At 62.5% G+C, this 24,976-nt stretch carries 23 protein-coding genes and 1 tRNA gene; 12 read left to right on the forward strand and 12 right to left on the reverse strand.

Annotated features, from left to right (window positions below; all coding sequences use genetic code 11):
* Positions 1–27: 27 nt before the first annotated feature.
* From rpsA to aroA, 4 genes are all read right to left on the reverse strand, one after another.
* Positions 28–1,731: a 30S ribosomal protein S1 gene (gene rpsA, locus NA8A_RS00345; protein ID WP_009449221.1), complete on the reverse strand. Its 1,704-nt coding sequence runs from the start codon at positions 1,729–1,731 to the stop codon at positions 28–30.
* 143 nt (positions 1,732–1,874) lie between these two features.
* Positions 1,875–2,528 carry a (d)CMP kinase gene (gene cmk, locus NA8A_RS00350; protein WP_009449222.1) on the reverse strand — a complete coding sequence of 218 codons (654 nt, stop codon included), beginning with the start codon at positions 2,526–2,528 and terminating at the stop codon, positions 1,875–1,877.
* Positions 2,529–2,531: 3 nt separating this feature from the next.
* Positions 2,532–3,236 (reverse strand): SDR family oxidoreductase, encoded by a 705-nt coding sequence (locus NA8A_RS00355; RefSeq protein WP_009449223.1) that lies wholly within the window; start codon positions 3,234–3,236, stop codon positions 2,532–2,534.
* A 29-nt stretch (positions 3,237–3,265) separates the two neighbouring features.
* Entirely contained in the window at positions 3,266–4,603 is a 1,338-nt protein-coding gene (gene aroA, locus NA8A_RS00360; protein WP_040671542.1) for a 3-phosphoshikimate 1-carboxyvinyltransferase, read from the reverse strand.
* A gap of 307 nt (positions 4,604–4,910) precedes the next feature.
* Between aroA and NA8A_RS00365 the strand changes: the two genes are divergently transcribed.
* The 3 genes from NA8A_RS00365 to NA8A_RS00375 all read left to right on the forward strand — a co-directional run bounded on the left by NA8A_RS00365 (position 4,911) and on the right by NA8A_RS00375 (position 7,355).
* Positions 4,911–5,318: a TIGR02300 family protein gene (locus NA8A_RS00365; RefSeq protein ID WP_009449225.1), complete on the forward strand. Its 408-nt coding sequence runs from the start codon at positions 4,911–4,913 to the stop codon at positions 5,316–5,318.
* A 167-nt stretch (positions 5,319–5,485) separates the two neighbouring features.
* Positions 5,486–5,561 (forward strand) — tRNA-Ala (locus tag NA8A_RS00370).
* Positions 5,562–5,765: 204 nt separating this feature from the next.
* A complete protein-coding gene (locus NA8A_RS00375; RefSeq protein ID WP_009449226.1) occupies positions 5,766–7,355 on the forward strand; it encodes an ABC-F family ATP-binding cassette domain-containing protein in 1,590 nt (529 codons plus the stop codon).
* Positions 7,356–7,373: 18 nt separating this feature from the next.
* Here NA8A_RS00375 and NA8A_RS00380 read toward each other — a convergent pair whose 3' ends face one another.
* Entirely contained in the window at positions 7,374–8,372 is a 999-nt protein-coding gene (locus NA8A_RS00380; RefSeq protein ID WP_009449227.1) for a LysR family transcriptional regulator, read from the reverse strand.
* A 115-nt stretch (positions 8,373–8,487) separates the two neighbouring features.
* Here NA8A_RS00380 and NA8A_RS00385 point away from each other — a divergent pair, with 115 nt between their 5' ends.
* The 4 genes from NA8A_RS00385 (at position 8,488) to NA8A_RS00400 (ending at position 11,731) form a co-directional block, all read left to right on the forward strand.
* On the forward strand, positions 8,488–8,823 hold the full coding sequence (locus NA8A_RS00385) for an EthD family reductase (protein WP_009449228.1): 336 nt from the start codon (positions 8,488–8,490) through the stop codon (positions 8,821–8,823).
* Positions 8,824–8,853: 30 nt separating this feature from the next.
* Positions 8,854–9,843 carry a TRAP transporter substrate-binding protein gene (locus NA8A_RS00390; protein ID WP_009449229.1) on the forward strand — a complete coding sequence of 330 codons (990 nt, stop codon included), beginning with the start codon at positions 8,854–8,856 and terminating at the stop codon, positions 9,841–9,843.
* Positions 9,834–10,343 carry a TRAP transporter small permease subunit gene (locus tag NA8A_RS00395; protein ID WP_009449230.1) on the forward strand — a complete coding sequence of 170 codons (510 nt, stop codon included), beginning with the start codon at positions 9,834–9,836 and terminating at the stop codon, positions 10,341–10,343. Before NA8A_RS00390 ends, NA8A_RS00395 begins: the two co-directional genes overlap by 10 nt.
* An 83-nt stretch (positions 10,344–10,426) precedes the next feature.
* On the forward strand, positions 10,427–11,731 hold the full coding sequence (locus tag NA8A_RS00400) for a TRAP transporter large permease (protein WP_009449231.1): 1,305 nt from the start codon (positions 10,427–10,429) through the stop codon (positions 11,729–11,731).
* 26 nt (positions 11,732–11,757) lie between these two features.
* On the opposite strand, the gene NA8A_RS00405 is transcribed toward NA8A_RS00400, so the two are convergent.
* Complete coding sequence (locus tag NA8A_RS00405) at positions 11,758–12,573, reverse strand: hypothetical protein (RefSeq protein WP_009449232.1); 816 nt, start codon at positions 12,571–12,573, stop codon at positions 11,758–11,760.
* A gap of 62 nt (positions 12,574–12,635) precedes the next feature.
* Here NA8A_RS00405 and NA8A_RS00410 point away from each other — a divergent pair, with 62 nt between their 5' ends.
* From NA8A_RS00410 to NA8A_RS00425, 3 genes are read left to right on the forward strand one after another with little or no spacing between them, the layout of a single operon-like run.
* Positions 12,636–14,315, forward strand: a complete 1,680-nt coding sequence (locus tag NA8A_RS00410) for a thiamine pyrophosphate-binding protein (RefSeq protein ID WP_074896580.1) — start codon at positions 12,636–12,638, stop codon at positions 14,313–14,315.
* Positions 14,315–14,494, forward strand: coding sequence for a hypothetical protein (locus tag NA8A_RS00415; RefSeq protein ID WP_040671457.1), 180 nt, complete (start codon positions 14,315–14,317; stop codon positions 14,492–14,494). Before NA8A_RS00410 ends, NA8A_RS00415 begins: the two co-directional genes overlap by 1 nt.
* Complete coding sequence (locus NA8A_RS00425; protein ID WP_009449234.1) at positions 14,487–15,839, forward strand: amidase; 1,353 nt, start codon at positions 14,487–14,489, stop codon at positions 15,837–15,839. Before NA8A_RS00415 ends, NA8A_RS00425 begins: the two co-directional genes overlap by 8 nt.
* A gap of 7 nt (positions 15,840–15,846) precedes the next feature.
* Here NA8A_RS00425 and NA8A_RS00430 read toward each other — a convergent pair whose 3' ends face one another.
* Genes NA8A_RS00430 through NA8A_RS00440 form a run of 3 tightly spaced genes read right to left on the reverse strand, consistent with a single transcriptional unit; the run spans position 15,847 to position 18,804 of the window.
* On the reverse strand, positions 15,847–17,325 hold the full coding sequence (locus NA8A_RS00430; protein WP_009449235.1) for a tripartite tricarboxylate transporter permease: 1,479 nt from the start codon (positions 17,323–17,325) through the stop codon (positions 15,847–15,849).
* A 13-nt stretch (positions 17,326–17,338) separates the two neighbouring features.
* Positions 17,339–17,845, reverse strand: coding sequence for a tripartite tricarboxylate transporter TctB family protein (locus NA8A_RS00435; RefSeq protein ID WP_009449236.1), 507 nt, complete (start codon positions 17,843–17,845; stop codon positions 17,339–17,341).
* Positions 17,842–18,804 carry a tripartite tricarboxylate transporter substrate binding protein gene (locus NA8A_RS00440; protein ID WP_009449237.1) on the reverse strand — a complete coding sequence of 321 codons (963 nt, stop codon included), beginning with the start codon at positions 18,802–18,804 and terminating at the stop codon, positions 17,842–17,844. Before NA8A_RS00440 ends, NA8A_RS00435 begins: the two co-directional genes overlap by 4 nt.
* Before the next feature lie 200 nt (positions 18,805–19,004).
* On the opposite strand from NA8A_RS00440, the gene NA8A_RS00445 reads away from it, so the two are divergent.
* On the forward strand, positions 19,005–19,799 hold the full coding sequence (locus tag NA8A_RS00445) for an IclR family transcriptional regulator (protein ID WP_240532711.1): 795 nt from the start codon (positions 19,005–19,007) through the stop codon (positions 19,797–19,799).
* Positions 19,800–19,935: 136 nt separating this feature from the next.
* Here the strand turns inward: NA8A_RS00445 and NA8A_RS00450 are convergent, their stop codons facing one another.
* The 3 genes from NA8A_RS00450 to NA8A_RS00460 form a co-directional block, all read right to left on the reverse strand.
* Positions 19,936–20,835 carry a dihydrodipicolinate synthase family protein gene (locus NA8A_RS00450; protein WP_009449239.1) on the reverse strand — a complete coding sequence of 300 codons (900 nt, stop codon included), beginning with the start codon at positions 20,833–20,835 and terminating at the stop codon, positions 19,936–19,938.
* 108 nt (positions 20,836–20,943) lie between these two features.
* On the reverse strand, positions 20,944–22,017 hold the full coding sequence (locus tag NA8A_RS00455; RefSeq protein ID WP_009449240.1) for an ABC transporter ATP-binding protein: 1,074 nt from the start codon (positions 22,015–22,017) through the stop codon (positions 20,944–20,946).
* 105 nt (positions 22,018–22,122) lie between these two features.
* Complete coding sequence (locus NA8A_RS00460) at positions 22,123–23,511, reverse strand: FAD-dependent oxidoreductase (protein ID WP_009449241.1); 1,389 nt, start codon at positions 23,509–23,511, stop codon at positions 22,123–22,125.
* Positions 23,512–23,638: 127 nt separating this feature from the next.
* Between NA8A_RS00460 and NA8A_RS00465 the strand changes: the two genes are divergently transcribed.
* Complete coding sequence (locus NA8A_RS00465; RefSeq protein ID WP_009449242.1) at positions 23,639–24,973, forward strand: ABC transporter substrate-binding protein; 1,335 nt, start codon at positions 23,639–23,641, stop codon at positions 24,971–24,973.
* Positions 24,974–24,976: the final 3 nt, after the last annotated feature.

A 24,976-nucleotide genomic window follows, 5' to 3' on the forward strand; every position in this document is an offset into this window, starting at 1 on the left:
CATTTCGGCAAAAGCCTGAGGCGGCGATCAGTCGTCGGTGCCCTGCTTCTTCAGAGCCGCGCCGAGAATGTCGCCGAGCGAGGCGCCGGAGTCGGTCGAGCCGTACTGGGCAACCGCTTCCTTCTCCTCGGCGATTTCCAGCGCCTTGATCGAAACGTTGATCTTGCGCGTCTTCTTGTCGAAGAGCGTGACGCGGGCATCCACCTTCTGGCCGACGGAGAAACGCTCGGGGCGCTGCTCGTCGCGGTCGCGCGACAGGTCGGAACGCTTGATGAAGGCGTCGACATCGTGGTCGACCAGCTTCACCTCGACGCCGCCGTCCTTCACGCCGGTCACTTCGCAGGTCACCACAGCGCCCTTGCGCAGGTCGCCGGAAGCGGCGGCCTCGCCCACGGCGTCATGGCCGAGCTGCTTGATGCCGAGCGAGATGCGCTCCTTCTCGACGTCCACGTCGAGAACCTGAGCCTTCACCATCTCGCCGCGCTTGTACTCCTCGATCACCTGCTCGCCGGGGCGGTTCCAGTCGAGGTCGGACAGGTGGACCATGCCGTCCACTTCGCCTTCCAGACCGATGAACAGACCGAACTCGGTCTTGTTCTTGACCTCGCCCTCGACGACGGAGCCGACCGGGTGGTTGCGCTCGAACACTTCCCACGGATTCTCCAGCGTCTGCTTGAGACCGAGCGAGATGCGACGCTTGACCGGATCGACCTCGAGAACCACGACCTCGACTTCCTGCGTCGTCGACAGGATCTTGCCGGGGTGCACGTTCTTCTTCGTCCAGGACATTTCCGAAACGTGGATCAGGCCCTCGATGCCCGGCTCCAGCTCCACGAAGGCGCCGTAGTCGGTGATGTTGGTGACGCGGCCCATAACCTTCTTGCCGAGCGGGTACTTGCCGCCGATGCCGTCCCACGGATCGGCTTCGAGCTGCTTCATGCCCAGCGAGATGCGGTGCGTTTCCTGGTTGATGCGGATGATCTGCACCTTGACCGTCTGACCGATGTTGAGGATCTCGGTCGGATGGTTGACGCGGCGCCATGCCATGTCGGTGACGTGCAGCAGGCCGTCGATGCCGCCCAGGTCAACGAACGCACCGTAATCGGTGATGTTCTTGACCACGCCTTCGACCACCTGGCCCTCTTCGAGGTTCTGGACGATCTCGGAGCGCTGCTCGGCGCGGCTCTCTTCGAGAACCGTGCGGCGCGAAACGACGATGTTGCCGCGGCGCTTGTCCATCTTGAGGATTTCGAAGGGCTGCGGGGTGTGCATCAGCGGGGTGACGTCGCGGATCGGACGGATGTCGACCTGCGAACGCGGCAGGAAGGCCACGGCGCCGTCCAGATCGACGGTGAAGCCGCCCTTGACCTGGTTGAAGATGAAGCCCTCGACGCGCTCGCCCTTGGCGAACTTCTCTTCGAGCTTGACCCAGCTTTCCTCGCGGCGCGCCTTCTCGCGCGACAGCATGGCCTCGCCCAGCGCGTTTTCGATGCGCTCGACATAGACCTCGACCTTGTCGCCGACCTTGAGTTCGCTTTCCTTGCCCTTCGCGCCGAATTCCTTCAGCGGCACGCGACCCTCGACCTTCAGGCCGACGTCGATGATGGCCATGTCCTTTTCGATGGCCGTGACCACGCCCTGGACAACGGCGCCTTCAGCGGCGTCGCGTTCGGTGAAGGATTCTTCGAGAAGGCTCGCGAAATCTTCGCGAGACGGATTGAGTTCTGACATTGATGCTCCTGAAATGCCCCCTTGTCGCGGGGCTGGCGCCGGTGGTTTGCGTTGCGTTCTGCCTTCCCCGGCATCCGAGCTGTTGGCTCAAGGGCCGCTTTCGCGGCCGATCCGGCGCATGAGAATGCGGGTTCAGGCGGTTTTCACTCTGCGTTTGCGCGGCTGGCAAGCCTCTCGTCGATGATGGCTTTTGCCGCACGAAACGCCGTCTCTATATCCATTTCGCTCGTATCGAGCAAGTGCGCGTCTTCCGCGGGCCGCAAAGGGCTTGCCGCGCGCGCCGTGTCGCGCTCGTCGCGGCGTTTGATGTCGGCCAGGATTCCGGCATAGTCGGCGTCGCCGCCATTGGCCTCGATCTCGCGCCAGCGCCGCGTCGCGCGCACCTCCGGCGTTGCGATCACATAGAGCTTCACATCCGCCTTGGGGCACACCACCGTGCCGATATCGCGCCCGTCGAGCACGGCGCCGGGCGGGGTCGCCGCGAAGGTGCGCTGCTTGTCCACGAGGATGGCGCGCACGGTGGGCATCACCGCCACCTTCGAGGCCGCTTCCCCGATGCCATGCGCCGAAAGCACGCCGCGGTCGAGGCCCGCAAGGTCGAGCGCGCGCGCCGCCGCCTCAGCCACCGCCACGTCGTCGAGCGGCTGGCCGGATGCAAGAAGCGCCCGCGCGACACCGCGATAGGTGAGCCCGGTGTCCAGATGGTGCAGCCCGTAATGGGCCGCGATGCGGCGCGCCAGCGTGCCCTTGCCGGAGGCGGCGGGTCCGTCGATGGCGATGGTGAGAAGGTCGGCCATCGCTCAGACCGACCGCGTGATGCCGCCGTCGATGCGGATGTTCTGGCCGGTGATGTAGCTCGCGGTATCGCCAGCGAGAAACAGGGCGAGGTCGGCCACTTCCTCCGCATGGCCATAGCGGCCCATGGGAATGCGCGTGCGCCGGTCTTCCTTTTCCGGCAGGGAATCGATGAAGCCCGGCAGGATGTTGTTCATGCGGATGTTCTCGCCCGCATATTTGTCGGCGAAAAGCTTGGTGAAGGCGGCAAGCCCCGCCCGGAACACGCCCGATGTCGGGAACGTAGCCTCCGGCTCGAAGGTGGCATAGGTGGATATGTTGACGATGGAGCCCGATTTCTGCGCCTGCATGATGGGTGTCACCAGCCGCGTCGCGCGCACCACGTTGAGCAGGTAAAATTCCATGCCCGTGTGCCAGTCCTCGTCGGAAATCTCCAGCACCGGCCCCTTCGGCCCGTGGCCGGCGCCGTTGATCAGGGCGTCGATGCGTCCGAAGCGCTCCATGGTGAGCTCAGTGAACCGGGTCAGGTCCTCCACCGAGCGGTTGGAGCCGGTGAAGCCCAGCCCGCCCAGCTCATTGGCCAGCGCCTCGCCCTTGCCCGAGGAGGAGAGAATGGCGACGGAGTAGCCGTTCCCGGCAAGCTTGCGGGCGGCTGCCGCCCCCATGCCGCTGCCGCCGGCCACGATCATTGCGACTTTTCCGGTGCTCATGGTGCTTTCCTCTCCTGTCTCGTCTCGTTCTATTGAAACCGCGCGCCGAGGCGCTGCATCAGCCCGGTGAAATCGGGGAAGCTGGTGGCGATCATGGCCTGGTCGTCCACGGTCACCGGCTTTTCGGCCGCAAGCCCCATCACCAGGAAGCTCATGGCGATGCGGTGGTCGAGATGCGTCTCCACCGTGCCGCCGCCGAGCCCCTTGCCGCCGGGCCGTCCGGTCACCTTCAGCGTCGCCTCGCCTTCCACGCAGTCGACGCCATTGGCCTTGAGCCCGTTGGCGACGGCTGAAAGCCGGTCCGATTCCTTGACGCGCAGCTCTTCCAGCCCCTGCATCAGCGTGTCGCCTTCCGCAAAGCTCGCCGCCACGGCCAGCACGGGATACTCGTCGATCATGGAAGGCGCGCGCTCGGCGGGCACGGTCACCCCCTTCAGTTCCGAGCCGCGCACCCGCAGATCCGCCACGTCCTCGCCGCCGGCGTTGCGCCGGTCGAGAAATTCGATGTCGCCGCCCATTTCCAGAAGCGTGTCGATCAGGCCGGTGCGGGTGGGATTCATCAGGATGTTCTCGATCACGATGTCCGACCCCGGCACGATCAGCCCCGCCACCAGCGGGAAGGCGGCGGAGGAGGGGTCGCCCGGCACAGCGATGGTCTGGCCGGTAAGCTTGGGCTGGCCCTCGATGCGGATATGGCGCACGCCGTCCGCATCCGTTTCCACCTCGAGCGCGGCGCCGAAGCCGATGAGCATCTTCTCGGTGTGGTCGCGGGTCGCCACGGGTTCGATCACCGTGGTGACGCCGGGCGTGTTGAGCGAGGCCAGAAGCACGGCGGATTTCACCTGTGCGGAAGGCATCGGCACGCGGTAGCTGATGGGAGCGGCGTGTTTGGGCCCGCGCAGCGTGATCGGCAGGCGGTCGCCCGCTTCTGCCTCGAGCACCTGCATGCCCATGAGCCTGAGCGGATCGAGCACGCGCGCCATCGGACGCTTGGAGAGAGAGGCGTCGCCGATGAACCGCGTCGTCATATCATAGCTGCCGACAAGGCCCATGGTAAGCCGTGCGCCTGTGCCCGCATTGCCGAAATCGAGCGGTTCGGTGGGTTCGATGAGAGCGCCGTTGCCGGTGCCGTTGACGATCCACTCGTCGCCGCGCTGCTCGATTGCAGCGCCCATGGCGCGCATGGCAGCGCCCGTACGCAACACGTCTTCACCCTCCAGAAGGCCGGTAATGCGCGTTTCGCCGGCAGCAAGTCCGCCGAACATCAGCGAGCGGTGCGAGATCGATTTGTCGCCTGGAACCCGGGCGCGGCCCGAAAGGGCGGGAGACTTGGCGGCGCTGAGCGGGCGCGGTTGCGAATCGTGCATGACATGGTCCTTGCGGAAGGCGGCCAGGCCTTTCGAAAATCGGCCGCCGGTTCTGGAAATAGCGGTTGAGGCTCTAGCATGATGGCGTGTGCCGGTCATCCCCCGGTTGACGTCTGGCGCAGGAACGGTTTCAAAGGGAATGAGCTCTCGGGAGGAGAACGCATTCCCGTGTGCTTATTATGCTTTGACAGGTGCGCTCCTTGCCGTTAAGGGGACGAAAATTTCAGGAAAAGGCATAGGGCGCTTAAGCGTCGGCCACGATGAGCCGTCGCTGGCTGGGCCGACCGCAAGACGATGAGGCAGTAAGGTGGCAAAACCGGAACTCGGAACAAAACGCATTTGCCCTGAAACGGGCCGCAAGTTCTACGATCTGAACAAGGATCCGATCGTGTCGCCCTATACGGGCCAGTCCTATCCGCGCAGCTATTTCGACGCGGTGAGCGATTCTTCTATCGATGAGGAAGAGGAGGTCGAGGACAAGGAAGTGGATTCGGAAGAAGAGGAAGGCGCTGAAATCGTTTCGCTGGAAGACGCGGACGAGGAAAATAGCTCCGACGGCAAGACCGATCTTCCGGACCTCGACGACGATGACGACGATGATGTCGACCTCGGCGACGAGGATGACGATTCGACCTTCCTTGAGGACGACGAGGACGACGATGACGACGACATGAAGGATCTGATCGGCGTCGGCGACGACGACGAGGATCACTGATCGCGTCATTTGAGGAAGATTTTGCCGCCCGTCATGAGAAATGATGGTAAGGTAAAAAACGGGCTTGATCTTCCTTTCGGGCGAGTCTAGAAGCCGCTCACACGGTTGGCCCGCAAGGGCCGGCCATACCATCAGCCGGAAACGGCTGCCGGCATAATCCGGACGATGGGGCCATAGCTCAGCTGGGAGAGCGCCTGCATGGCATGCAGGAGGTCAGCGGTTCGATCCCGCTTGGCTCCACCAAATCTTCCTCAGATACGATAGATTTTCGTCCATTTGCGACGCTGGTTTCCTTTTGCTCTGGCCTTTGGCTTGCGTCGGCCTGAGACTTGCGAAATCGCGAATCGCACCTATCTTGAAGCCACTTCAGTATCGGAGACGCAATCGACATGGACATGACCCGCGCTGCCTTCACCCGTTTGGTTCCGCTGCGAGAAGTCCTGTCCAATGCCTGCATCCGTTTCCCTGACCGCCCTGTCCTGGTCCACGCCTGACAACGCGACGCTTTTCACTGACCTCACTCTGACCTTCGGCGCGGAGCGCACCGGTATTGTCGGGCGCAATGGCACCGGCAAGAGCACGCTTCTGCGTCTGATCGCGGGTGATCTGCGCCCGGCTGCCGGTCAGGTGCGCATAACCGGCGCTATCGCGATGATGCGACAGGACGCGATGGAGCATTCCGGAGATACCATTGCCGATCTGTTTGGTGCACGACAAGCGCTTGCGCTGCTCGACCGGGCCGAGGCGGGACTGGCCTCCGCCGACGAGCTGGCCGATGCGGATTGGACATTGCCGGCGCGGATAGAAAGCGCGCTGCTGCGCTGCGATCTGTCGGCTTTGCCGCAGACCCCGCTGGCCACCTTGTCCGGGGGGCAGCGCAGCAGGGCGGCCCTGGCAGCACTTATCCTGGCGGAGCCGGATTTCCTGCTTCTCGATGAGCCGACGAACAATCTGGACCGGGCGGGGCGAAGGGCGGTAATCGACCTCATTCGGGGGTGGACGCGAGGCGCAATCATCGTCAGTCATGATCGCGAGCTCCTGGAGGAGATGGATGCGATTGTCGAACTGACCTCGCTGGGCGCAACCCGGTATGGAGGCAATTACACGGCTTTCCGCCAGCAGAAGGATACCGAGCTCGACGCGGCGATGCGCGACCTCGCTCACGCGGAGAAAACCCGCAGTGAGGCGGCTCGCCGCGCCCAGCAGGCGGCTGAGCGTAAGGCGCGGAAGGACAGCGCCGGGCAAAAGGCACGCAAGAAGGGCGACCAGCCGAAAATCCTGATGGATGCCGCCAAGGGGCGGGCGGAAGCGTCTGGCGGGGCGGGAGCCCGCTTGCGCGATGCGAGGCGCGATGCGGCGGCGGAGGCATTGTCCCTTGCCCGCGAGAAGATCGAAATCTTGCAGCCACTGCGAATGGACCTTGCCCCGACGAGGCTTCCGCCCGGCAAGACGGTCTTGCGGCTGGATGGGGTAACCGGCGGATACGACCCTGAACACCCGGTGATCTGTGATTTTTCGCTGAGTGTCACGGGCCCCGAGCGCCTCGTCATTGCTGGCCCGAACGGCAGCGGAAAGACCACCCTTCTCAAGCTGATCTCAGGCCAGATCACGCCCCGGGACGGGCGGGTGGACCTGACGGTACGGATCGCATTGCTGGATCAGCATGTCGGCTTGCTCGATTCGGATCGGACCCTGCATGAAAACTTCCTCCACCTGAATGCCGCTGCGGATGCGCACATGGCCCATGCGGCGCTGGCCCGGTTCGGTTTCCGTGCCGCGGACGCTCTGCGCCGTGCGGGTGAATTGAGCGGGGGAGAACGGCTGCGGGCCGGTCTGGCCTGCGCCCTCGGGGGTACGCCGCCGCCAATGCTGCTCATCCTGGACGAGCCGACCAATCATCTCGATCTCGATGGCATCGAGGCGCTGGAGGCTGCGTTGAAGGGATATGACGGCGCAATATTGGTGGTTAGCCACGACCGGGCGTTTCTGGATTCGCTCGCGCCGGACAGAACCATTCAGTTGGGCGAGCGGCTTTAGCCCGTTGCGTGGCAGAGGCTAGGTGTGAACGGCCTTTGTCTTTTTCGGTGCTTCGAGAATGGGGGCGATCTTGAAGAGCGCATCGCAAAAGCGCTGCACCGAAGGCAGAGCTGGCTCGCTGCGCCGCCTGATCAGCATCACGGGAGCCGGCTGGTAGCCGACGGGCAGGTCGAGCACCCTCACAAGTCCGAGGCGTGAATATTGCTCGGCAAGGCTGTAAGGCAGGAGGCCGATCATGTTGCAGTCCGTCAGGGCCGCCCGCATCACCTCCATGGAGGCAGTCTCCATGCGGATGTCCGGAACGCGCAATCCCGCATGAACGAACATGTCGGTGAGCGCCTGCCGGGCTGCGGTCCGTGGAGGGGTCACGATCCACGGAAACTCCGCTGCGTCCGCGAGCGAAATCTGCCGGTCCGGATTGAGCCCGGTGTGCCTGCTGCTGATCACGGCTGCGAAATGCTGCTGAGCGAGCAGCTTCTGGTCCAGCTCCGCTTCATGTTCGAAGGAATAGCGTCCTATGATGCAATCGAGCTCCTTCGACAGCAATTGCGAGACCAGCGGCGAGGTCGTGCCTTCGTGGACTTCCACGCTGATCGAAATGCCTTCCTCGGCCAGAAGGTTGATCGATTGAGTGATCATTTCCGGCGCGAGGAAAGCAATCGCGCCGATGCGCATGCTGCCGATATGGCCCGCGACGATCGCATCGATCTCATCGCGCGTCCGGTCGATGTCGTTGACCAGCGAACGGGCGCGGGCAATCAACGCTTCGCCAACCCTGTTCGGAATCATGCCGCCCCGGCCGCGCTCGAACATCACCGTTCCAAAAATCTGCTCCACCTCACGGATGATCTTGCTGATGGCCGGCTGGCTAAGCCCCATTTCCTGCGCTGCGCGGTGTGCGTTTCTGTGTTGGCCGATGCTGATCAGCGTAACCAGATGCTGGACCTTGAGGCGGCTGTGGAGCGTGGAACGTTCCGACTGCTCCGCCGCACCCCGGGGAAATTTCTGCCCCATCATTTTGATGCCTATTCGTTATCGTTCAATCAATAATCATCATTATTGACTTATCGATCTGGCGCCATAATCTCAACCGAAATCTTCCTGCGAGGAAGGCATAACAAAAGGGGTTCAAGTGTCAGTTTCGTACTTCATCCGATACGAAGGCGAGCCTGAGGATGCGGAGCGCTTCTTCTCGCATTACCGGACGCAGCATGCCGCGATCATGCGGCAGTACCCGGGCATCCGCGCCTGCAAGCTCCATCACCCGGTGCCGTGGAACGACCCGGTGAACGTCAACAAGGACCGGGTCCTGGTTCTGGCGGAGCTGGTTTTCGACGATATCGATGCGCTCAACGGCGCGTTGAATGCGGAAATCCGCATGATGTCGCGAGAGGACTTTCTGAATTTTCCGAAGATCATCGACGGCAAGATAAGTCATCTGGCTGTCGAGACCGAAACAGTCTTCTAAAACGAAACACTGAAAAAGGGGAACAAAATCATGAAGATAACAAAAGTGCTTGCACTTTCGGCTTCCATCTTCGTCATGGCGGGTGCGGCTTCTGCCGCCGAGTTCGAGTGGCGTTTCTTCACCTATGTCTCGCCGAGCGATTTCCATGCGAAAATGAACAAGGCGTTTGCCGAGGACATCACCAAGGCAACGGGCGGACGCCTCGAGATCACGCATTTCGCTGCTGGCGAACTTCCTTACAAATCTGGCGATGTGCTGAAGGCGGTTGCGACCAACCAGATTCAGATGGGACAGGTCGGGGCTGGTCTTGCGGCGGGCGATGCGCCCGAGATCGATGTTTTCTCCGTTCCGTTCCTGTGCACGAGCTATGCCGGTTTCGCCAAGGCGGTGGATGCGATCGGCGACATTCCCGATGAAGTGCTGAAAGAAAAATTCGGCGTTCGCGTCCTTATGAACTGGCCGATCCCCGGGCAGAACATCTGGTCGGCGAGCAAGATCGAGACCATCGCGGACCTTCGCGACAAGAAAATCCGCACCTGGAACCCACTCCAGGTGGAGATGCTGAAGATTCTCGGCGGCAACCCGACATCGCTTGATCCAGCCGAGGTCGTGCCAGCATTGCAGCGTGGCGTTGTCGACGGTGCGATCACCTCCGCTCTCTCGGCCAATGACTGGAAGGCCTACGACATCGTGAAATTCGGCTTCATGCTCAATTTCACCATGGCCCATCAGATCACGCTGGTGAACAGCGATGCGCTGGATGGCCTTCCCGAGGATCTGCGCAAGATCGTCTCGGACAAGGTCGCCGAATGGACCCCGCGTTACTTCGAGGGTTCCGAAGAGGCGAACGAGGCCGCGTTGAAGAACATGCAGGCCAACGGCGTGACGCTCACCGACCCGAAGCCCGAAGACCTGGCTGAGGTTCGCAAGACGCTGGCGCCGCTGTGGAAGCAGTGGACCGATGCCAACGGGCCGGTGGCCGCTGACCTCCTCCAGCGCGTCGACACGGCATGCAACTGACGACGCCAAATGGCGTGCCCGGCGCACTTGATCGCTGGGCACATCGGTTCGCCCGAGGATCGTCTGCGATTGCGGCCCTTCTGCTTCTTGGCATGTGGGCCCTGATCTCGGTCGAAGTGGTGCTGCGCTATCTGCTGCACAGCTCCACCCTCGTGGCCGACGAATACGCCGGCTACATGTTCGCCGCGCTTGTGTTTCTCGGTCTCAACCAGGCGATCCATCAGGAGAAGCTGATCGGCATCGATGTTTCGGGCCGCTGGGCGAAGGTGGTCTCGCATCCGCTGGTGCGCTTCCTGCGCAATCTCCTGATGCTCGGGCTTAATCTGGCGCTGCTTTACGCCATGACGCTGACGCTGATGACGAGCATGAGGTTTCATTCCCGGTCGATCCATTTCTCCAAAACGGTGCTCGCCTATCCGCAATCGCTTGTGGTCCTGGGTCTCGCACTCGCCTGTTTCGCCTCGCTCGCCCTGCTCGTGCGGGCGCGCAGCCGCCACTAGAGCATTTTGCAGTCAGGTGGAATCACCTGACGTCTGCGGAAATAGATCGGTTCAGAACCGATCTAGTCGAAAGGCACATCATCATGTCCTGGGAGATCATGCTTCTCCTTTATCTCGGGCTGCTGTTCGGCCTGATCGGGATCGGTTGCCCCATCGGGGTGGCGTTGGGCATTACCGGGCTCACCGGCATCGTGATGAAGCACGGTCTGATGCTGCTGCCGACGGTGGGCGACATTCTGTGGAACAACGGAAACTCATTCATTCTGGTGGCGATCCCGATGTTCATCCTGATGGGTGAAGTCATCCTGCAGACGGGTCTTTCGCGGCGCTTCTATCGGGGGCTCTCCGTGCTTTTGTCGCGTTCGCGGGCCGGACTTGCCTATGCCAATATCGTCGGTTGCGGCATGTTCTCCGCAATCTGCGGCTCCTCGGTCGCGACTGCATTGACCATGGGCCAGGTCGCCGCCCCGGAATTGGACCGACGCGGCTATGACCGGGCGATCACGACCGGCACGCTGGCCGCCGGGGGGACGCTAGGCATTCTCATCCCGCCGAGCATTCCGATGATCATCTATGCGATCACGGTGCAGGCGCCCGTCATCGACCTGTTCATCGCGGGCATAGTACCGGGCCTGTTGATCGTGCTTCTGTTCTGCGTGTGGATCTTCATCTATGCGCGGCTGCATCCCGAACATGTTCCCGCACCGGAAAAGACCCCGCTCGACCGGGCAGCGGTCATGCATGCCCTTCTGGATTGCCTGCCGCTGATCGTGCTGATCGTTGCGGTGATCGGAAGCCTCTATTTCGGGCTGGTGACGCCGACGGAAGCCGGAGCGTTCGGTTCCCTGATCGCGCTGGCCATCGGTTTCGGCTACGGCGAGCTCACCTGGGCCAATATCAGGGCAGCGCTGGGTCGGGCCGTGACGATGACGACCACCGTCTTCTACATCATCCTCACCGGCGCCATCCTGTCTTTCGCCATCGTCGATGCCGGCATTGCGCGCGGCGTCAGCAATGCGGTGGTGGAAGCAGGCTTTTCACCTCTCTCCTTCTTTCTGCTCATCGCCGTCATTTATGTGGTTCTGGGCATGCTCATCGAAGGCGTGGCGATGATGCTGCTCACCGTCCCGATACTGTATCCGGCGGTCATCGCGCTCGGCTTCGATCCGATCTGGTTCGGTGTGGTGCTGGTGATCTTCATCGAGATCGGCGCGTTGACGCCGCCGATGGGGCTGAACCTCGTTGCGATTCAGTCCGTCTCGCCGACCACGTCGCTGGCGACCATCATTCGCGGGGCCGCGCCCTACGTCGCGATGATGCTCGCAGGGCTATGCCTCCTCTATGCCTTCCCGGAGATCGCTCTCTGGCTTCCCCAGACGATGAAATGACGATGTCTGCCTTTTTCACCAGCCTGTCAGCCGGCCAGCCAGGCTCTCAAAGCCTGCGCGAGTGGACGGCCCCGCACCATGCCGAGCGCCGCCGCCGCGTCGTTCGCACGGGAGATGACGCCGTCATGCAATGTGGAGCGGGCATCGCCGATCCGTGCGCTCATATAGTCCACGGTGACGGCGGGTATGCCGCGCCGGTCGAGCGGAGCCAGCCGGCCGATGCCTGCATCATCGATGCCGACACCCGCATCGTTAAATGCCGCGAAAGCGCATTCCACATTGATCGCCTTGTGCGGGTCGCCGCCGATCAGGCCGCCATGCGAGCCGGTGATAACCACCCGTCCCGCATCCTCCGGCCTGATCAGCGAAGCGGAATCGATGCAGACGAGCGGCTGGGCTCCAGGAGCCAGGGGCTCCTCATGGCGGGTTTCGGAAACCTCGTCCGGCGTGCCGGGAGCAGTGAAAGCGCCCTGGAGCAAACAGGCCGTCGCGTCCGCAACGCGCATTCCCGGCGTAACGCCCAGCCGCGCGGCAAGTTCGTTGCAGTCGCTGATCGTGCCGCGCGCTTCCATGTCGGCAACATCGCCGATGCGGGCGCTCATATACGAAACGACGGCCGCGGGAGCGCCATATCGTCCGCAAAAATCCAGCGAGGCGACGCCCGCATCGTCGCGGCCTCGTCCGGCATCGTTGAGGATTATGCCGCGCACCCGCGCGGTCACAGCCTTGTAGGCGCTGTAGAGCCCGCCGTGAGAACTGGCGACGACCACGGCACCGAGATCGTTTTCCGAGATGTGGTTTATCGAATTGATCGATCGTGTACTCGGGGTTCCTTCAGTCATCCTGTCACTTCCAATGTATCGGTTCATGTCGTGAATCGTATTAACTATAGCGAGTAAGAAAAATGGTGCAAGAATCAAATAAAAATCTCGCAGATGAGCTTGCGAATACTTTAAAAGCGTGTGACGTGGAGAATTTCTTCATGCTCACAGGCGGTGATCAACCGTTGTGGATCGCCCTGCGCGATCATGGGATCCGGATGCTTGTGGGACGTAGCGAGGCAAGCGCGGTCTACATGGCTGACGGCTATGCCCGCGCCAGCCGCAAGATCGGCGTGACCTACGGGCAGGCCGGCCCGGGCGCTGCCAATGTCGCCGCCGCGTTGGCAGATTCCCTCTGGGCGCAGTCTCCGGTCGTCGCGCTCACGGGCTCGACGGCAACCAATGCGGTGCATGCGAATGAATATCAGGCGCTCGACCAGGCGACCATCTTCGCACCGGTGACGAAATGGAACGGTGCCGCTGCCACTCCTCAGGATGCGCCGCGCCTTCTGCGTCATGCGCTGCACACTGCCGTGGCCGGCAGCCCCGGGCCGACCCATCTCGATGTGCCGAAGGATTTCTTCGCCCGCGAAGTGAAGGGTAGCGCCCGTACAGGCGAGCCTCTGCATCTTGTGGCGCAGCCACCGGTTCTCGACGAGGCCATGCTGGCGAAAGCGCTTGGAAAGCTGGAAAAGGCGCAGCGTCCCGTCCTGCTGGTGGGCGAGGGCGCACGTCTAGGCGATGCGGGCGCCGCCGTGGCCTCGCTTTCTGAGGCCGCCGGCATTCCGATCATGGCCACCATGGGCGGCAAGCCGGCCGTTCTGAGCACGCATGACAATTTCTGCGGCATTGTCGGGCGCTATTCCTCCGTTGCGGCCAACCGGCTTTTGGCAGAGGCCGATTGCGTGATTGCGGTGGGCAGCCGTCTCGGCGGTCTTTCCACGAATGGATACACCATTCCTTCCCCGGCGGCCGATCTCATCCAGATCGACACGGATCCGACCGCCTTCATCAATCCTTATTTTCCGGCGTTGCCTGTTCACGCAGACGCAAACACGGCATTGAATGCGCTTGCTGCCGGAGCGACCGCAAGGGCATCGCAGGCGGGCTGGCTCGATCATTGCCGCAAGGAAGCCGCAGCCTGGGCCGGCCGGCTGGAGGAGCGCATCGCCAGCGATGGCGAGGCGTCCCAGCTGACACCCTTCGCCATCCTTGGCGAGCTGCGCAAGCACGCGAGCGAAATCGCGCTTGTTGCCGATACCGGCTACATGGCTGCGTGGACCGGTGTGGTCTTTCCGATTGAGCGCTATGACGGATTCTTCCGGGCGGTCGGTTCCCTCGGCTGGGCGCTTCCTGCTTCGCTGGGCGTGCAGCTTGCGCGCAAGGAAAAGACGGTCTGCATCATCGGGGACGGTGGTGTGGGATATCACCTGGCCGACATTGAAACGGCGGTTCGCTACCGGCTCCCGGTTCTCGTGCTGGTCTTCAACAATTCCAGCCTTGCTTTCGAGTACCATGAGCAGAAATATCGCTGGAACGGGAATGTGGTTCACGAGGCGAATGATTTCGGAACGGTCGATTATGCAGCTGCCGCCCGTGCGCTCGGTGCCGACGGTTACCGCGTGCAGACACGGCAGCAGCTTGTCGATGCCCTGGCAAAGGGCATGGCTTCCGACAGGCCCTGTGTGCTGGACATCGTGATCGACCGTGAGGCGTTCCCGCCGGTGACGAATTTCGACGCGGTGATGGAGCGCACTCTTTAATGCCGGAAAACGCTGCCCTGCCGCTCTTGCTGGAAGTGTATGGCCTTGAGCCGGATCCGCAGGCAGCGGAGCGCATCGCCGCGGGATTGAGCGGGATGTGCTCACGAATAATCGCGATGTCGGTCGAAAATGGCTGGCATCTCGAATCCTTTGCGAACGACGAGGCCGTTGATGAGTGATCTGGATGCAATTCTGGACGGGTCTCTCCTTGCTGCCGCAGGCCATGTCGCGAAGGGTGAGGTGTCGGCGGCCGAACTCACCGGTGCGGCCCTCCGGCGCATCGGGTCGTCGGAGATGGGGGCGGGCTATTTTCTTCGCTTGCGCCCCGATGAGGCACTTGCCGAAGCGGCCCGCATCGATGCCCTCGGGCGGGATCAGCGCCATGCGCTTCCGCTCTGCGGCGTGCCCTGGGCGCGAAAGGATTTGTTCTCCGTACCGGGGGAGCCGACGAGCTTTGGCGCCCACGCCGGATTCGGCAAGACGGGTCGCGAACGTGCCCCCGTGATCGATGCATTGCGTTCGTCGGGCGGCATCGACATGGGCGCATTGCACATGTCGGAATTCGCCATGGGTCCGTCGGGCTGGAGCTCGGTCTACGGGGCAATCGAAAATCCTCTCGATCAAACGCGCGTCACCGGAGGATCGTCCAGCGGAAGCGCTGCTTCCGTCGGCGGACGCTTCGTTTTTGCCGCGTTGGGAACCGACACCGGAGGTTCGAACCGGATTCCCGCCGCTTTCTGCGGTGTGGTGTCGCTCAAGCCCGGTTCGGACCGCATTTCCACCGAAGGCGCACTGCCCGTGTCGACGACACTGGATACGGTCGGCCCCTTCGCGCGCTCGGTGGAAGATTGCACGGCTGTCTTTTCATGCCTTGCGGGCAAGCCTGCCCGCACCGTTGAGGAGCGACGCCTCCGCTTTGCCGTGCTGGCCTCCGGTTCTTTACCGGTTGCACCGCAACCTGAAGTCGGGCAAGCGCTCGAACATGTCGCGGCGCTTTTGAGCGATGAGGGCTATCCCGTCGAGGAACGGTGGTGGGACGCGTTCGCGGACACGAATATCTTGGCGGGTAGCGTGTTCCTGTCGGAGGCGGCGGCGGCACATCTGCCGAACCTGACGGCACACGCGGATTGGATCGGACCGCAGGTGCGTGAACGCCTGTTGCAGGGACTGGCCACGCCCGCCCCGGTCTATCTGTCGGCGATGAAGGCGCGCGCTGCGCGGAGGCAACGCTTCGCAGAACAGGTCTTGTCGGGCGTGGATGTGCTGCTTTTGCCGGTATCTCCTGCCCGCGCCCCCCTGCGCAGCCAGTATAAGGCCTTGAAAGGCAATGGCGATATCCTGAAGCTGAACGGCCACGTCGCCGCCTACACCGCAGCCTTCAATTATCTGGATTTGCCGGTGCTCTCCATGCCCGCCACCTCCAGGGCGGAGCGCAATACCCTCGGGCTACAGATCGTCGCCCGGCATGGCGACGATGAAACGGCGCTCGCCGCCGGCCGTCTGATCGAACGCCTGCTCGGCTGACTTGGGGTCACGGAGCGCGTAGTCGCCTCGTGAGTTTGATCGCCAGCGGCACCAGCCAGATGGCAATGAACATCACCCCAAGGGTCGCGGAAATCGGCCGCTCGAAGAAGCCGAGAAAATTGCCACGGCTGATGATCATTGATGTCAGGAAATTCTGCTCGACGAGCGGCCCCATCACCATGCCCAGTATGACCGGCGCGATGGGGATTCCGGCCTTGCCGAACCACCAGGCGAGCACGCCGAAGCCGGCCATCACGACGATGCCGAAAAGCGAGTTGACCGCCGCATAAGAGCCGACGATAGAGAAGATCAGGATCACCCCGGCCAGATAGTGGCGTGGAACCGAAAACAGCCTGCGCGCGGTTCGGATGGCCAGCCAGCCCAGCGGGATGATAAGCGCATTCGCGATCACGAAGATGAGCATCACCGCATAGAAGTTCTGCACATTCTCGGTCATGAGCTGCGGGCCGGGATTGAGGCCTTTCATGAACAGGACGCCGACTGCGATCGCGGTTACCGCGTCGCCCGGAATGCCGAACACCATCGCCGGAATCCATGCGGAACACAGGGCTGCATTGTTGCAGGCGCCGGCCTCCACCAGCCCCTCGGGGTGGCCTTTGCCATAGCGCTCGGGCGTTCGCGAGAAACGCTTGGAAAAGGCATAGGCAATCCATGCCCCCAGATCGCCGCCCGCACCCGGTAGTGCGCCGATCAGCGTGCCGAATCCGGCACCGCGAAACAGGCTGTAGCGATATTTCGAAAGTGTCGACCCGACCCCTTTGAACACCCCCCCGACAAGTCCTCCCGACGCGGCACGCACATCGGCATCGCCACGCATTAATTCACCCACGGCAAACAGGCCGATCATCGCCGGCACGAAGGACAATCCGCCGGAAAGCTCCGTGACGCCGAAGGTGAAGCGCGGCGTGGCGGTCAGCGGGTCCATGCCCACCGTTGCCGCCGCAAGGCCGGTAAGCAGCGCAATGACGCTCTTGATCATTCCGCCGCCGCTCACCAGCGCTGCACAGGAAAGGCCGAGCGCCGCGAGCCAGAAATATTCGAAACTGGAAAAGCGCAGGGCGACCTTTGCCAGCATGGGCGCCACGAGCGCCAGTACGATGAAGCCGATGAAACCGCCGATACATGCCGAAACAAGCAGCGTGCCCATGGCGAGCGACCCCTGGCCCTTGCGCGTCATGGCATAGGCTTCCTCCGCATAGGCGGCCGAAGACGGTGTGCCGGGGATGCGCAGCATGACGGCGGGTATGTCGCCCGCCGTGATCGCCATCGTGGTGCAGGCAATCACCGTCGCAATGGCGGGGATGGGATCGAGATAGAAGGTGAAGGGCACCAGAAGGGCGGTCGCCATGGTGGCGCTCAGGCCCGGTATCGCACCGACAAACAGGCCGAAAGTACAGGAGATGGCGATCGCGACAAGAGTTTGCGGGGTCGTGATCAGGCCGACGGCCTGGATGAATGCTTCCATGGCGTTGCCGCCCTCAGTAGATCATGCCCTGTGGCATCTGGATGCGCATGACATCGGTGAACAGGAAATGCACCGCGACGACGATCAGGAGCGCGCAGACGGCCGAGCCGATCCACGGTCCGCCGCGCAGGCGCATGAGTGTGAAACCGGCCAGGGCCGTGGTTGCAAGAAAGCCGATCGTTGGCGCGAGAAGCCACACGGCGACGAGAAGGACGGGAACCGAAAAACCAGCGATCTCGGTGCGCAGGCTCGCGGTCGCGCTGCGGCTGGCATTCGCGTGCGCCAGAAGGTGGCGTGTGCTGTTGGCGAGAAGCAGAAGACCGAGCACAAAAAAGCCCACGGCACAGATGCGTGGAAGAAGCGCGGGACCGATCAGGGTTCCTGGAATGGTGGGCGTCAGCGATGCGGTGCCGATCCACATGCCAGCGCCGGCGGCAGCAGAAACCGCGCCGGCAAGCAGTTCGGAGAGCGTTGAACCGCTCTCCGCATTTATGTCCCTTTCGGGGCTTTTCTCGCTCATTCCTTCGCAAGTCCCGCCGCCTTGAGGGCAGCGCCGAACTGTGCGTCCCGGTCGGCGAGGTATTTCTCGAAATCCGCGCTGCCGAGATAATTCACGCCGAACTGACGCGAATTCATGAAGTCGATGAATTCTTGCGAGGATGTGACTTCGGCAAGCGTTGCCTCGATCTTTGAAACCACCTCGTCAGGTGTGTTCAGCGGGGCGGCGAGCCCGCGCCAGCCGGAGATCGAAACGTCGAGTCCGGCCGCTTCTTCCACGGTCGGCACGTCGGGATAGGAGGCGTTGCGCTTGGTACCAAGCGTGGCGAGCGCCCGCAGTTCGCCAGCTTCAAGAAGCGCGCGGGCTTCCGGAAACTGCACGACGGCGGCCTGAATGGCGCCAGAGGTCAGCAGTTGCAGGGCCGGTGCGGCACCTTCGCTGGGAACCCAGAACGGTTCTTGCCCACCTGCCGCCTGCACGAAGGAGGCCCAGGCAAGGTGGTTGACGCCGCCGATATTCGCTCCGCCGCCCGCAATTGCCTTGCTGTCCTTCTTGACCGCATCGACGAGGTCCTGGAGCGATTTATAGGGTGAGTTCGCCGCAACGAAGATGGCGCCGTAATCGGCGTTGAAGAGGCCGATGGGCTTGAAATCCTTGTAGCTCAGCTCCGTCTGGCCGAGCCAGTGGAACATCGAAAGTTCCGTGGTGATGTTGCCGAGCGTATAGCCGTCGGGGTCAGCCTTGGAGATCTCCGTATGTCCGATCACGGAGCCGCCGCCGGTGCGGTTGACGACATTGAAGGGCTGGCCAAGCTTTTCCTCGAGAAGCTTGGCGACGATGCGCGCGGTCGCGTCGGATCCGCCGCCTGCTGCCCATGGCACGATGATGGTTACGGCCTTTTCCGGATATTCGGCATGGGCTGCCGCCCCGCTCATGAACGTCAGCACGCCAACCGCCGCGAGGCGGAGAAGTCTTTTCATGATTTCCTCCCTTTGGAAGCGGATTGCCCTCGATCGGACAAAAGTCGGATTCCGCTCATCCGCTGATAGGGATACTGTCCCGTATTGTAGGATGAAAGTCAACAGTCCATATTATGGGAAACAATCTCTCAATATTGGCAAGCATCGGAAATTTGCGTTATGTTCGGGCGGGAGAACAGGGAAGAACCATGGATGCGACAGTGAAAGACAAAAAGACCAAAATTCCTCGCCGCAATATCGAGGAGGGGATGAAGTCTCTTGGCAAGCTGGTCCGGGTTCTCGAATGCTTTTCGACTGATGATCGTGCGTTATCCCTGTCCGATATCTGCGCGCGTACGGGCTACCCCCGTTCCACGGCGCACCGCCTCATGGCATCGCTGCGCGAGGTCGGCTTTCTCGACCAGGACCGCGAGCGCGACGCCTACCGGCTGGGCCTGAAACTGTTCGAGCTCGGCAGTGTCGCCCTTTCAAATCTCGATATCCACCGCGAGGCGTATCCCTTCGTGGAAGCTCTGGAGCGCATGACGGGCAATACGGTCACTGTCGCGATATTCGATGGTTTCCGCGCGGTTGTGGTGCGCCGTTCCGGCGGCACGTCCGAGACGGGTGCCAAGCCCGATCAGATCGAGAATGCGCCGGCTCATTGCACGAGCGTCGGAAAGGCCACGCTGGCCTTTCAGCCTGGCGATGTCGTCGAGCGTCTCATTGCGCGCGGTCTCGAGCGCTTCACCGAGACCACGATCACGGATGGCGATGTCCTTCGCGCCGAGCTGGCCGAGATTCGTGAGCGGGGTTATTCGGTCGACGAGGGCGAGCATCGTCCGGGATTGCGCTGCATCGGCGCTCCGATCCGCAATCAGCATGGACGTGTTTTCGCCGGGCTCTCGATCTCCGGCCCCTCCTGGCAGCTTCACAAGGAAAGCGTGCCGGAACTCTCCAAGGTCGTGATCTACCATGCCGACCGCATTTCCCGTGCGCTGGGTTATACGGCATAGGGCGTATCGCGCCTGCTTCTCTCAAGCCCGGTCCGCAAAATAGCCATGGCAAAAAAAAGCCCGCGGGCAGGATTGGTCCGCGGGCTCTTCTGCGTTCGGTTGCAGCCAGCCCCTGTCAGGCCGGCTGCATGTTCAGTCAGATCAGGCCTTTCAGCGCAGCGTCGATCGCCTTTTTCTGCTCCGCGCTGACAGGCTCCATCGGCGCGCGCGGACCATACATGGGCAGGCCCTGGCGGTGCTGGATGTATTTCACGCAGGCCGGCAGGTTGTCGTGCCGCAGGACGTTCCAGAGGCTGTTCAGCTTCCAGTGAATCTCGAGCGCCTCCTCGTGCTTGCCCTCGCGGGTCAGCTTGAAGAGTTTCGAAGTGGCGCCGGGAAGGGCGGATGTCAGCGCCGAGATCGCGCCGTCGGCCCCCATCGCGAATGCCGAATAGAGCAGCGCATCGATGCCGGAAAGAACGAGATTGTCCGGCTTGGCGCTCTGCACCAGATCGGAAAGCGACTTCAGGTCGCCCGAAGACTGCTTCATGCCGACAACGCCAGGCACTTCATCCATGATCTTCAGCATCAGGTCCGCAGACAGATAGTTCCACGGAATGACGTTGTAGATCAGGATCGGAATGCCGCATTCCTCCCAGATCTGGCGGAAATGCTCGATGGTCGCTTCCGGGCCTGGCTTGAAGAGATAGTGGACCGGCGTCACCTGCAGCGCATCGACCTTCATGCCGTCGAGAAGCCTGACGCGCTCGATGGCCTCCAGCGTGGAGTTGACGATCAGGCCGGCGACGAAGGGCTTGCGGCCATTCACGGCCTCGTGCGTCGCCGCCATGGCGTCGCGGAATTCACCGTCGTTCAGGGCGTGACCTTCGCCGGTGGAACCGCCGGCGACCACCGCATCGGCGCCGCTTTCGAAGATCCAGTCGATCTGCGGTGCAATGGCGTTCGGGACAAGATGGCCCTTTTCGTCGAAGGGCATCGTCACCGGGGGCAGAATGCCGGTCAGGCTCTTCTTCAGGGCGGATTTGTCGAGTTTCATTTCGGGTTCGCTCCTCATTGGATGGATGCTTGTTGCGGCCCCCCTTCGGATTGGTTCCTTCGGGTGTCCGCTGACTGGAGATGCGATATGGCCGGTCTGGTACTCCGGTCAGATGCGCCTTCCGTTCTCGCCGGGCTCAAAGAGATGCCAGGCCGATTCATTGGCCGTGAGGCCGATCTGCTCGTTGAGCTGTGCCGCACCGCTGGCTGCGACCACCGTCACGGTTCCGGCATTCGTCTCTACGAGAAGGTAGTCGGAGGGCCCTGTGGGCTCGATCAGCGAGACCCGCCCGTTGAGGCCCTGTCCTTGTTCAACCGGCGCACCGACGCTCAGATGCTCCGGCCTGATGCCCGCCACGGCCTCGCGCGCCTCGCGCGCTCCTGCGCCAAGCGGCAGATGCTCGCCATTGGCGAAGCGGAATGTGCTTCCGCTGCCGCAGGGCTCTATCCGTCCGTCGAGGAAGTTCATCGTCGGCGCGCCGATGAAGCCAGCCACGAAACGATCTGCCGGGGTGTTGTAGAGCTCCATCGGTGTACCCTGCTGGGCGATCTCCCCTTGCCGCAGAATGACGATGCGGTCCGCCATGGTCATGGCTTCCACCTGATCGTGGGTCACATAGACGGTCGTGCGGCCAAGACGCTGATGCAGAGCCTTGATCTCAGTGCGCATGGCGATGCGAAGCTTCGCGTCGAGATTGGAAAGCGGTTCGTCGAAGAGATAGACGTCCGGGTCGCGTACGATGGCGCGCCCCATGGCGACACGCTGGCGCTGGCCGCCCGAAAGGTTCTTCGGATAGCGGGCAAGATAGTCCTCCAGCCCGAGAATGCGCGCCGCCTCGTGCACCTTTGCCTTGATCTGGTCCTTGGGCATGGAGCGAAGCCTGAGGCCGAACCCCATGTTTTGTTCCACCGTGTAATGTGGGTAGAGGGCGTAGTTCTGGAACACCATGGCGATGTTGCGCTGCTGCGGCGGCAGGCCCTGCACCTGCCGGTCACCGATGGTGATTGTGCCTTCGCTTGCGTCCTCCAGCCCCGCCAGCAGGCGCAGAAGGGTGGATTTGCCACAGCCGGAAGGGCCGACCAGAACCACGAATTCGCCTTCCCGGATCTTCAGGTCGATGCTCTTGATGACTTCGAAGGTTCCGAAGCGCTTCACGATGTTTTCGAGCGCGATGGCCGCCATTCATTCCTCCCGATGCTGCCGCCTTTCGGGTGTGGCGGCGCATGCGTTTTCGTTTCCTTGTTGCGTGTCTTCGATCCCGGAAGGCACCGAAGACATGCCTTCCAATCAACCGCGCTGTGCGGGCCCCCCGGCTTCGAAGATCGCTCCGTCCCGGCGAAGCCGGTCTTGCAGGGCGCTGACATCGAGCTGCCGCAGCGGCATATTGCCAAGCGCGGAGAGCGCGGCAGCGGTACCGGCGGCCTGGCCCATGGCCATGCAGGTTCCGGTGATGCGTGCGCTGGCAAGTGCGCGCCTTTCCGCCGAGATGTTGCGGCCCGCGACAATGATGTTCGGTCCGCTCTCCGGCAGAAGCACCGAGAGCGGGATGTCATAGCCGGCGGGCACGTGTTCGGTGCCGTCCATGCTGTTGCCGTGCGCGTCGTGGCTGTCGATTGGGAAACCGCCGCGCGCCACTGCGTCCGTGAACCAGCGCCCCTTGCGCACGTCGTCGTCCATCAGGGTCGACACGCCGCGGATACGCCGGCTTTCGCGCACGCCCACGCAGGAAGCTGTCGCTGACAGAAAGGACTTCTCGTATCCGGGGATCATCTCCCGGAAGAAGCGGGTGAATTCACGGACCTGACGGCGCAGCGCCACTTCGGCACGGGCCATTGCAAACGTGTCCGTCGCATCGGCGGCAAAGCGCGTGACGTTTATTACGGCTTCCCTACTGTGCACATGGCAGGCCACATGCATTTCGTTGCGATCGAGCGAAAGAAGGCCGGCCTCCCGGCCCTTCCTCAGAAGGCTGCCGTAACCCCACAGATTATAGTGGCTGCGCCCCGAAAAATCGGGGAACCCGGCTTCCATCTTGAAGTCTTCCGGGTGTGCCGAAACATAGGCAAGGGCGGCCTCGTGATCGACATTGCCGAGCTTGAACAGCATGGAAACGGGCTGCATAGCGTCCATCGGGTGGAAATCGCAGCCGGCCCGCGCGCACAGATCCGCGTCGCCCGTCGTGTCGACGGCGGCCTTGGCGGCGAACGCGACCCGGCCACTCTTGGTTTCGCAGATCACATGCAGAAGGCCACCGCGCTCGATTGCCGCGGCGACCGGCGATTGCGGCATGACCTGAACGCCCTCGTCGTCGAGCCATTCGACCACGACGGACTTGAAGAGTTCGTGCTCCACCGGCAGGCGCATCCGCGTGTAGCCGGTGTCGTCCGTCACATGACCGGGCGAGCCGCCCGCCTGCTTTAGCCGCTCGACCAGCTCGTCCGGCAATCCGCCAACCACCTTCTGGCCGTTCGCATCATACCAGCCGGCGCTGTGTTCCAGGAGCTGTGTCGCGATATGCCCGCCGAAGAAGCCGCCGCGTTCGAGGAGTATTGTGGATGCACCGGCGCGTGCCGCTGCAATGGCGGCGAGGATTCCCGCTGTGCCACCGCCTGCAACCGCAACGTCATAAGGTCCGTGGACCGGAATGGCGCGCTCGCCCTCCAGAACGGTTTGCATCGTCGAAAGTACCCCCTCCAGACTTGACATAACGGAACAATAGTCCACAATATGGGATAATGGCAAGGGCAAAAGTCTGCCACCTGCCCAAGCGGCCTCGGAGGGGCCGATACCCTGGAGGAGTGAAATGAAGAAAATTCTCAATTACGGTGTCGCCTTGGCGCTGCTGGCGACGTCGGGTCTTTCGACCGTGACGGCGGCCAGCGCAGAGGAGCTGACTTTCTGGACGAACCTGACCACCGCGAGCCAGGCGGATGTAATAAAGGCCCAGATCGACGGATGCCGCGCAGAACAGGATGGCCTTACGGTCAATTTCGAGACCATCCCCTTCGGCTCCATGTACACGCGCCTGATCACTGCCATGCGCAACGGATCGACGCCCGACATCATGAACACGCTTGAGGGCGCGGTCGCCTTCGTTCAGTCACGCGATGGTCTGGTGCCGCTCAGCGATGTGGTCGATGAACTCGGCCGCGACGATTTCCGCAAATCCTATCTGGATGCTGTGTCGAAGGATGGAGACGTGTGGGGGCTGCCTGACTGGGCCCTTCATCAGGAAGTCTGGTACCGCAAGGACCTCTTCGAGAAAGCAGGCATCGCGATACCGAAATCCTGGGACGAGCTTCTTGCGGCAGCCAAGAAGCTGACGGTCGACGAAAACGGCGATGGCACACCGGACGTCTATGGTTTCGCGGTTCCGATGGGCCGCTCGCTGGTCGCGCCGCAGACCTTTTTCCAGTTCTTCTATTCCACGGGCGGGACGATCTTCGATCCGCAAACCGGCGACTACGCCTTCGACAAATATCACGACGAGGCGGTCCGGGCGCTTACCTTCATGCTCGACCTCTACAAGGAGGCCTCGCCCCCCGCTTCGGTTGAATGGACCTGGAACGACTTCCGCAACGGTTATGTTCAGGGCAAGCTCGCCATGACCAACGAATGGGGCGCTGTCGTTCTCATCGCCGCGGAGCAGAATCCCTCGATGCTCGACAATATGGGCGTCTTCCCGATGCCCGGTCCGTCGGCCGACAAGCCGGCGGCGGCTTCCCTGAATGGTGGCTACTATTATCTGGTGGCGAAATCGACGCCCGAGCGCGAGATTGCGGCCAAGAAGCTCCTCAAGTGCATGTACACACCCGAACGCGTTGCCGCCCGCGCCAACAGCCGTCCGATCTTCGCGGTTCCGGCGACCCAGAGCGCCTTCGACAGCGAGACCTACCAGTCGAACGAATATGTGAAGCGCTTCAAGCCGGAGCTGGAGACCATTTTCGGCCAAGTCATGGAGCACTGGTATCGCTATGGCCAGGAGGCAGGCCTCAACCCGCTGACCGGCCAGATCGAGGCCACCACCTTCATCGGTGATGCCATCCAGTCGGCAGCGCTCGGTCGCATCACGCCGGAAGAGGCGATCACCCAGATCGATTCCCAGCTGCAGTACCAGATCTCGATCCTGGGCAACTAATCC

This window comes from Nitratireductor indicus C115 (assembly GCF_000300515.1).
GTDB lineage: Bacteria > Pseudomonadota > Alphaproteobacteria > Rhizobiales > Rhizobiaceae > Nitratireductor > Nitratireductor indicus.